Origin of the sequence: Nocardiopsis synnemataformans (assembly GCF_965343085.1) — a bacterium.
Lineage (GTDB): Bacteria > Actinomycetota > Actinomycetes > Streptosporangiales > Streptosporangiaceae > Nocardiopsis > Nocardiopsis alborubida.
In genome coordinates this window covers 61741-67740 of record NZ_CBDRFA010000046.1, presented here as the reverse complement: position 1 = coordinate 67740, position 6000 = coordinate 61741, and the positions used below count along the sequence as shown (strand labels likewise).

The 6000-nt window shown below is 66.7% G+C and carries 10 protein-coding genes; 5 read left to right on the top strand and 5 right to left on the bottom strand.

The genetic code is table 11. From position 1 onward, the window contains the following. Both ACSIH6_RS24525 and ACSIH6_RS24520 read right to left on the bottom strand, forming a co-directional pair. Positions 1 to 312, bottom strand: a 312-nt coding sequence (locus ACSIH6_RS24525) for a radical SAM protein (protein ID WP_435110665.1), incomplete at its 3' end; no start/stop codon positions are given. 136 nt (positions 313 to 448) lie between these two features. Further along, complete coding sequence (locus ACSIH6_RS24520) at positions 449 to 1015, bottom strand: ATP-binding protein (protein ID WP_435110667.1); 567 nt, start codon at positions 1013 to 1015, stop codon at positions 449 to 451. Between the two features lie 181 nt (positions 1016 to 1196). Between ACSIH6_RS24520 and ACSIH6_RS24515 the strand changes: the two genes are divergently transcribed. Genes ACSIH6_RS24515 through ACSIH6_RS24505 form a run of 3 tightly spaced genes read left to right on the top strand, consistent with a single transcriptional unit; the run spans position 1197 to position 2342 of the window. Then, complete coding sequence (locus ACSIH6_RS24515; RefSeq protein ID WP_435110663.1) at positions 1197 to 1976, top strand: helix-turn-helix domain-containing protein; 780 nt, start codon at positions 1197 to 1199, stop codon at positions 1974 to 1976. Beyond that, positions 1973 to 2152 (top strand): DUF397 domain-containing protein, encoded by a 180-nt coding sequence (locus ACSIH6_RS24510; RefSeq protein WP_435110661.1) that lies wholly within the window; start codon positions 1973 to 1975, stop codon positions 2150 to 2152. The genes ACSIH6_RS24515 and ACSIH6_RS24510 overlap by 4 nt, the downstream gene beginning before the upstream one ends. A gap of 19 nt (positions 2153 to 2171) precedes the next feature. Continuing rightward, the gene (locus ACSIH6_RS24505; protein ID WP_435110659.1) at positions 2172 to 2342 is read left to right on the top strand and encodes a DUF397 domain-containing protein; all 171 of its coding nucleotides are present in this window, start codon (positions 2172 to 2174) and stop codon (positions 2340 to 2342) included. A gap of 106 nt (positions 2343 to 2448) precedes the next feature. Here ACSIH6_RS24505 and ACSIH6_RS24500 read toward each other — a convergent pair whose 3' ends face one another. Together ACSIH6_RS24500 and ACSIH6_RS24495 are read right to left on the bottom strand one after the other, a co-directional pair. Continuing rightward, on the bottom strand, positions 2449 to 3105 hold the full coding sequence (locus tag ACSIH6_RS24500) for a class I SAM-dependent methyltransferase (protein WP_435110658.1): 657 nt from the start codon (positions 3103 to 3105) through the stop codon (positions 2449 to 2451). Positions 3106 to 3228: 123 nt separating this feature from the next. Then, complete coding sequence (locus ACSIH6_RS24495; protein ID WP_435110657.1) at positions 3229 to 3579, bottom strand: UCP032817 domain-containing protein; 351 nt, start codon at positions 3577 to 3579, stop codon at positions 3229 to 3231. Positions 3580 to 4435: 856 nt separating this feature from the next. Between ACSIH6_RS24495 and ACSIH6_RS24490 the strand changes: the two genes are divergently transcribed. Both ACSIH6_RS24490 and ACSIH6_RS24485 read left to right on the top strand, forming a co-directional pair. Further along, positions 4436 to 4960, top strand: coding sequence for a hypothetical protein (locus ACSIH6_RS24490; protein ID WP_435110656.1), 525 nt, complete (start codon positions 4436 to 4438; stop codon positions 4958 to 4960). After that, positions 4957 to 5439, top strand: a complete 483-nt coding sequence (locus ACSIH6_RS24485) for an ATP-binding protein (protein ID WP_435110655.1) — start codon at positions 4957 to 4959, stop codon at positions 5437 to 5439. The genes ACSIH6_RS24490 and ACSIH6_RS24485 overlap by 4 nt, the downstream gene beginning before the upstream one ends. Positions 5440 to 5532: 93 nt before the next feature. Here ACSIH6_RS24485 and ACSIH6_RS24480 read toward each other — a convergent pair whose 3' ends face one another. After that, the gene (locus ACSIH6_RS24480) at positions 5533 to 5820 is read right to left on the bottom strand and encodes a DUF6225 family protein (RefSeq protein WP_435110654.1); all 288 of its coding nucleotides are present in this window, start codon (positions 5818 to 5820) and stop codon (positions 5533 to 5535) included. Positions 5821 to 6000 lie beyond the last annotated feature (180 nt).

Below are 6000 nucleotides of genomic sequence, written 5' to 3'. Positions count from 1 at the left end.
GTTGGTGTAGATCTCGACATCGAGCCCCCTGGTCAGAGCGTGCGTGACCAGTTCTTCCAGGTCGGGGTGGAGCGTGGGCTCACCACCGATGAACTGCACCATGCCCGCCCCGCTGGCGGACACCTCGTCTATCACCCTCCGCCAGTCCTGCTTGGTCATGACGCCGTGGGTGCCGTCCGGGCCGCTGGAGGCGTAGCAGTGGGCGCACTCAAGCTGGCACTTGCCGGTGATCTCCAACCAGACGAACCGCAGCGGAGAAACGGCCTGGGCCGAGGTCGGTTCCTGTCGGTCCTCGTTGGGGGGAGTGGTCATGGTTTTCCCTTCGTCAATCGGTCATGGTGCTGCGTTTCGATGCGGGGCACGGCTCGGGCGGTGCGGGCGGGGTCGGGCGGACTGCGGCAGGAGGCTCGGGCATCCGTGAGGACCGTGCTCCTGTCGGGGGACGGGGTCACCGCTCGACGTGCCTGACTGACCGGTCGGAACCGCGGTCGGGCCGGTCGATCTCGAACCAGACGGTGGTCCGGCCGTCCTCGTGGAGCGTGCCCCACCGGCTGGCCTGCGCGGCGACCAGGCGCATCCCCAGCCCGCCCACACGCAGCGGATCGGGGGGCCGCACGCACGGTGTGGTGACGGAGTCCTCGCCGATCGGCCCCTGATCGGTGATCTTGACCTGCACGCGGCCCGGAAGCCGGTGCACGCTCACGATGACCTCGCCCCCGGACAGGCCGCTGCGCGTGTGCGCGATCGCGTTGTTGAACACCTCGCTGGCCAGTTCCTGGGCCGCTTCCCTCGCCAGCGGCGACAGGGCGGAGAGCGCGGAGATCCTGCGGCGCAGCAGGGCAGCCTGGTCGGGACGCCCCGCGATGATGAGCGCGGAACCGAGGCTGCTCCAGCGCTGGTCCAGCACCAGGGGCGCCCTGTCGCGGGGGTCCACACCCCTGCGGGGCAGCGGATACCGGCCGGTGCCGCCGCCGTCCTGGGAACCGGAACCCGAACCACCCCGACGCGATTGCATGCTTGTCACTGATCCCACCTGAAATCACCATCCTCCGGAACATCGCCACGAACAGGACGCAATTACCTGCGGGTTCGTGACCTGCGTCCACCCTGGTCACAGGGCTTGGGATATCTCCACCGTCTGTCGTTTTTGGGAGAACGGATGACAGGGAGCGCAACGGCTCTGTAAGTTGTGCAGGGTGACGCAAGATCACTTCCCCTCCCTGCTCACGACGTTTCGCGATTTCTCAGGGAGAACGCAGAAACAGTTGGCTTTCGACATAGGCACGTCGCCCGCGTCCGTGTCCAGATGGGAGGCGGGGAAGTTCACACCCAGCGTGGAGACCGCCGAGACCCTGGACCGGATGCTCAAGGCGGACGGCAGGCTTCTCAAGGCGTGGCGGAAGAAAACCTCGGGGACGGAACTGCCGGTGTGGCAGTTGAACGTGGCCCGGTTGCAGGAACAGGCTGTGGCCATCGACTACTTGTTGCCAACGCTCGTGCCTGGCCTGCTCCAATGCGAGTCCTACGCGCGACTGGTGTTCAAAGACGGTCAACCCCTGGCCTCGGATGCCGACGTCGACCACTGGACCAACGGTCGATGCAGTCGACTCAAAGTGTTGCGCGAACATCACCACAACCCACTGGTGACCGCCGTGTTCCCGCACAGCGCGCTGGCCTGCACACCTGACCAGGTACGGCGGGAACAAGCGGCACACCTGCTGCAGCTGATGGACGGGGGCAAGGTGGAGGTTCACTTGCTGCCACCGGGAGTCTTCATGCTGGGAGTGACAGCGCCCGTCCAACTCTTCCGACTGTTTGACGGGGGAGTCGCCGTCTCCAGTGACTACATCGCTGGAAACGTCATCCTGGAGTCCGATAGCCATCCGCGTATGGAGACGCTGGTAAGAAAGGGACTGGCGTCCGCGCTGCCCGCTAGAGAGTCCCGGCAGCTGTTGAGGGAATTGGAAGCATCATGAGCGACGAGTGGCACAAGAGCAGCTACAGCGACAGTGGAAGCCAGTGCGTCGAGGTCCGCGAACACGCCTCCGGCGCCGACGTCCGCGACACCGTCCACCGCGAGGCCGGACACATCGAGTACTCCGCCGACTCCTGGGCATCGTTCCTGCGCGGGGTGAAGACCTCCGCCGTCTGATCCCAGCCGAGGAGAAGCCGTGCAGAAGTGGCACAAGAGCAGCTACAGCAGCAACGGAAGCCAGTGCGTCGAGGTCCGCGAACACGCCTCCGGCGCTGACGTCCGCGACACCGTCCACCGCGAGGCCGGACACCTCACCGCCCCAGCTTCCGAGTGGACGGCTTTGCTGAGCGCGGTGCGCAGCGAGTAGCAAGAGGCGTTACCAGGCCCCGTCAGACGAGTTGACAGGGGCCTGGTCCATCTGGACACCGGCTGAGGCTTCCCTGGGATGCCGACACCGACCGAAGGCACAGGAACTATCGGGTGGCGACCCCGATGAGGGTCCCCACATGGTCGGCTTCCGGAGCCGGTTCCTCCCACACCCGTACCCGGCTGAACCCGTGTCCGGTCAGGATCTCCTCCCACGCTCCAGGTTCGTAGGCCCATCGGTGCACCCACACCTGGCGACCTCGGAACCCGTTCGCATACATCCCCTGCACCCCGTATGCGCCGGTGACAGCGGGGGCGTGGGCGAACACCAACCGCCCGCCCGGGTTGAGCCGCTGCCGCACCAGCGGCAACAGCGCCTCCGGGTCGGTGAACCACACCGCACCCCACATCGAGTACGCCACGTCCCACCGTTGCTCGCTACGGGACAGGTAGTCCACGACATCTTCCTGGACGAACCGGACACCGGGCACGTCGCCCCACCACTGGTTGGCTGCCTGGATGTGCTCACCCGACAGGTCCACGCCGGTGGCCTCCACCCCCGTGGCAGCCAGGGCCGCGACCGCGTCCCCACGGCCACACCCCAGTTCCAGGGCGCTTACGGGTTCACCGAGGAGTTCGGGGCCAGGCCCGTGGTCGTCGTACTGGCACCACCGCAGAGCGTCCTTGAGCGCGTCCTCACGGTTCGGGGTGGGGAGCTGGCTGGCGTAGCGGTCCCAGTAAGTGGTCAGGTCGGTGACGGTCATCGTGTGGCCCCTGGGGAGTGTGGTCAGGACCAGTCACACGGTAACCACCAGCATGGTCGTGGGGCAGGGGTTTCATGAGAAAACCCCGACACCCGTGAGGGGGCCGGGGGTGTTCAGCCGGGATCAGTGGCAATCGGAACCGTGGTAGCAGGGGGTGCACTTGGCGGCATCGCGGTCCCACAGGGGCCAGTCCACGGTGAACCCGTTGTTCTCGATGATGTGGGCGGTCTTGGTCACCGACCCGTCGTACTTGAACTCGATCTCGGGCACGTGCTCCAGGTACCGGCCGAAGTGACGCTCACAGAAATCGCGGTAGTTCACCGTGTCGAGAATGAACCCGTGCACGGCGATGTCGACCAGGGGCCCACAGCCGAGGCCGAGCTGCTGTCCGTGCTTCTCCATGGCCGTGATCAGGTACGCCACGGCCTGGTCGAAGCGGTGGTTGGCGGGATGGGCGTTGGGTGCCCAGTCCATGGTGACGATGGGGCGGAACCGGGCAGAGGACTCGTTGGAGCTGGCGGACCAGGCCGTCCGGTTCGCGGACACCCCGTTGCGTCGCGCTCAGATCACCGCGTGGTGTCGTCTACGCCCGCTCGCCGCGTTGGAGGACCATAACGAGGTCCGCCGGTCGATCATCTCAGCACGTCGGCACATGGATACCGCCGAAGAAGCACCAGGCCGCTTCGGGTTCGACCGGGCGGAGTTCGAACTACATCTGGCGGAGGCCGCGTTGGGCCATGACCCGGCTGAAGCCGCTTCCCACGCTGACACGTCAGCCAGGCTGAAGCGAGTGGGATCACCGGGGTGGGCTGCGGCCATGGTGGTGCTGGCACGCGCACAGGCGGCGGTTAGGGACGGGGAAAGCGCGGCCGAACTGGGGGTACGGGTGTTGGAGACGGTACCTGTCGGGGGATTGCGAGAGACCACGAAGAGCCGGTTGCGCCACCTCCTGGCTGATGTGGATGGGTACCAGGAGGCTGTGGGCTTGCGAGAGGCTGCGCAAGAACGCCTGTGAAGAGTGGTCCGTTCAGGACGAGGGATTTTGCATGCCCGAAAAAGCATGGGCAAAACCACCAAATCGGAATATTTGAGCAGCTCATAAAACCTGGGTAGCCAGATTTTCCACGCTCCACCCAAGACCCTGACCAGCACATACGGCTCATCTACGCACGTTTTTCGAAGCCTACTCCCCCGTAGCATTATCCGCTCCTCTTGCAATCCCCTAATCTTTCCCCGAACACACAACTGAACACGAAAGACCCCGCGACGGTTACCTACCGCCCGGGGTCGTGGCCAGCACACCAAACTCTTAAGACAAGGAACTGCCAGCATGCGCCAGTTTAGCGCTGCCCTTCTCACCCGTGCCCTGGGTCTGGTGACATCCCTCTTCATCCCCGCGCGCGGACGCCACTCGGCCGCCGCCCGACGTCGCCGTTCCACCCGGGTCCGCCGCTACGCCCCGGCTCCCGCCCCCGCTTCCGCGCGGGCCAGCAGGCCCCCGACCCCGCAGCGCAGGGCCCCGCGTCCCGCTCCGCGCCCGGTGCCCGCTCCACGCCTGGCATCCGCCCCGGAGATCTTCCCGGCCGACGACATCGCCCTGGTCAGGCCCTACTACGCCGCCCGCGAACGCGAACGCGAACGCGAACGCGAGCGCGACCTCTCCCGCGTCCAGGCCGAGGCCACCATACGACTGCGCGCGTGGACGCACGGGCCCGTTCACGTCCCGGCCCAGGCCCCGCCTCCGGTTCCGGCACCGCCTCCGGTTCCAGTCGCGGTTCCGGCCCCCGAGCCCGTTCCCATCGGCGACCTCCTCGCCGCCGCACCCGCCCGGTACGCGGACGGGGTGGCGGTATGACCAACGCACTCGTCCACGACCCGGTACCGACTCCCGGCCCGTTCGCCTTCTGGGGCCACCGCGGCTACGCCTGCGACCTGTCCGAACTCGCCCGGGTCCGCTCCGAACTCGCCCGCGACCTGACCGGGTTCGACCCGGACCTGGTGGAGACCGTCAAACTCGTGGCCAGCGAACTCGTCGCCAACTCCTGCAAGTACGCCCGTCCGGAAGACGGGGTCACTCGCACCCTGTCCATGCCGGACGAGCGCACGCTGCGCCTGACCGTCAGCGACGCGGGCGGCTCCACTTTGCCTCGTGTCCCCGCCGAGCGCACCGACGAGGAGTGGGAGGTGGCGGAGGGCCAGCGCGGACTCCTGCTGGTGAGCCAGCTCTCCCGCACGTGGGCCTGCTTCGCCTTTCCGCGCCGCTACGGCCTCGGCACCCACGTCTGGGCCGCCTTCGACGCCGAACCGCCCCGGAGCCTGCGCGGCGTCTGGTGACCGCATGAGAAGGGGGCACGGGCACCGTCGTGCCCGCGCCCCCCTCACCGGAGGTCACTCCTTCTTCTTGCGGCGCAGTTCCGTTCCAGTGTCCTATTTCCGGGTTTCGTCAACCCGTTCCTGGGTGGTAGCGGGCTCGGTCAGGGTGTGGTGCTCGGTGCCTTGCTGGAGGCGCATGTTCAGACGAAGATAAGGGCGCCCCTGATACACCGGACCCGATCTCCATGTGACGGTGAGCTGATCAGTCTTGACCTTGGTGAGTACGTGCAGTTCGACGTAGTCAGCGCTGGGGGCGGTGATGAGGGCGCGCACGGGTGTGTCGTCGGGCAGATCGCTCAGGGCCCGGCGCAGATCTCCAGCGGTCAGTGGATGGCTGGTCATGGTGTTCTCCTCGGCCGGGTAGAGGGTCTTGGTGTCGTGGGAGCCAGTGATTCAGGCGCACTGTGCCGTCCTGGGGCTGGCAGGCACACGTGAACCTGAACGTGCTGGATTACACCACCGTTGCACTCTCCGGGCTCTTACGCGACCGTCTCCCCTAAGAAATGAAAGGAAAAACCACTT

What these genes read in the sequence shown, in the direction of transcription:
- ACSIH6_RS24520 (WP_435110667.1), bottom strand. Translation starts at nt 1,015, where the DNA reads ATGCAATCGCGTCGGGGTGGTTCGGGTTCCGGTTCCCAGGACGGCGGC.
- ACSIH6_RS24510 (WP_435110661.1), top strand. Translation starts at nt 1,973, where the DNA reads ATGAGCGACGAGTGGCACAAGAGCAGCTACAGCGACAGTGGAAGCCAG.
- ACSIH6_RS24500 (WP_435110658.1), bottom strand. Translation starts at nt 3,105, where the DNA reads ATGACCGTCACCGACCTGACCACTTACTGGGACCGCTACGCCAGCCAG.
- ACSIH6_RS24495 (WP_435110657.1), bottom strand. Translation starts at nt 3,579, where the DNA reads ATGGACTGGGCACCCAACGCCCATCCCGCCAACCACCGCTTCGACCAG.
- ACSIH6_RS24490 (WP_435110656.1), top strand. Translation starts at nt 4,436, where the DNA reads ATGCGCCAGTTTAGCGCTGCCCTTCTCACCCGTGCCCTGGGTCTGGTG.
- ACSIH6_RS24485 (WP_435110655.1), top strand. Translation starts at nt 4,957, where the DNA reads ATGACCAACGCACTCGTCCACGACCCGGTACCGACTCCCGGCCCGTTC.
- ACSIH6_RS24480 (WP_435110654.1), bottom strand. Translation starts at nt 5,820, where the DNA reads ATGACCAGCCATCCACTGACCGCTGGAGATCTGCGCCGGGCCCTGAGC.